1 pseudogene is annotated in these 1214 nt (G+C 45.2%); it reads left to right on the top strand.

Going from position 1 to position 1214, the window contains the following annotated elements:
* Positions 1–204 precede the first annotated feature (204 nt).
* Positions 205–1214, top strand: a pseudogene (locus tag O9323_RS16645) (Calx-beta domain-containing protein); the annotation flags it as partial.

Below are 1214 nucleotides of genomic sequence, written 5' to 3'. Positions count from 1 at the left end.
CTTAAATGTTTCAGGATATACTCCACAAAAGCGTTTAAACTCTTCTGGATTCAAATTTTTTACTTTTTCGTAAGTCATGGTTTTTCTGAGTGTTTTACTTTATTGTACATAATCAGTTCCTATTTTTGCAGGAGGTCTACTGTTAACGTTCAGGGAGATACAACGGTAGAACCGGACGAAAACTTTACCGTTACCCTCTCCAATGCCAGCAACGGCGCTACTATTACCACCGCTACTGCCACGGGAACTATCCAAAATGATGATGTAGCAGTTCCCACCCTCGCCATTGCCGCCACCAGTGCCAGTCAAACCGAGGGCAACAGTGGCAGTAAAGCCTTCACCTTCACCGTCACTCGTGCGGTTAATACCACGGGAACCAATAACGTCAGTTGGGCAGTTACCGGCAGCGGCAGCAATCCTGCCAATGCTACTGATTTTGTAGGGGGAGTCTTACCCTCAGGAACCGTGAGTTTTGCCGCCGGGGAAACCTCAAAAGTAATTACTGTTAATGTTCAGGGGGATACAACAGTAGAACCGAACGAAAACTTTACCGTCACCCTCTCCAATGCCACCAACGGAGCTACTATTACCACTGCTACTGCCACGGGAACCATCAATAATGATGACTTTATCGGTACTTCTGGTCCGGACACCCTTGTGGGAACCTCTGGAGCAGATGCCATAACTGGATTAGCCGGAAACGATATTTATACGGTAAATGATGCCGGCGATTTGGTGATTGAAGCTCTCAACCAGGGAACCGATACCGTGCAGGCTTCCATTTCCTATACCCTTCCCAACAACGTGGAAAATCTCCTTCTCACTGGTACTGGTAATCTTAATGGCACGGGTAATGGCTTAAATAACCAGATTACAGGGAATAGTGGCAATAATAGCCTCAATGGTGCTGCTGGAGTCGATACTTTAACTGGTGGTTTAGGTGCAGATATCTTCATCTTTCAATTTGGTCAATCTACCATATCAACAAGCGATCGTATCACAGATTTTGCCATCAATAGTGATAAAATAGACTTATTAACTCAAACTGGAAACGCCATGAGTGCGCCTAGTAGTTTCAGTCGTGCTGCTGATAGCACTGTCACCACTTTAGACAATTTAATCAATCAGGTATTTACTGATGCTAATGGAGCGATTACAGGTAATCAAGGATTAGGGGTTAATAGTGCCGCCTTAGTGCAGGTAACAACCGGTGC

Origin of the sequence: Microcystis sp. LE19-131.1A (assembly GCF_027532015.1) — a bacterium.
GTDB classification, from domain to species: Bacteria; Cyanobacteriota; Cyanobacteriia; order Cyanobacteriales; family Microcystaceae; genus Microcystis; species Microcystis ichthyoblabe_A.
Note: the sequence above shows the minus strand (reverse complement) of the source record. Positions and strands in the feature narration are given on the sequence as shown.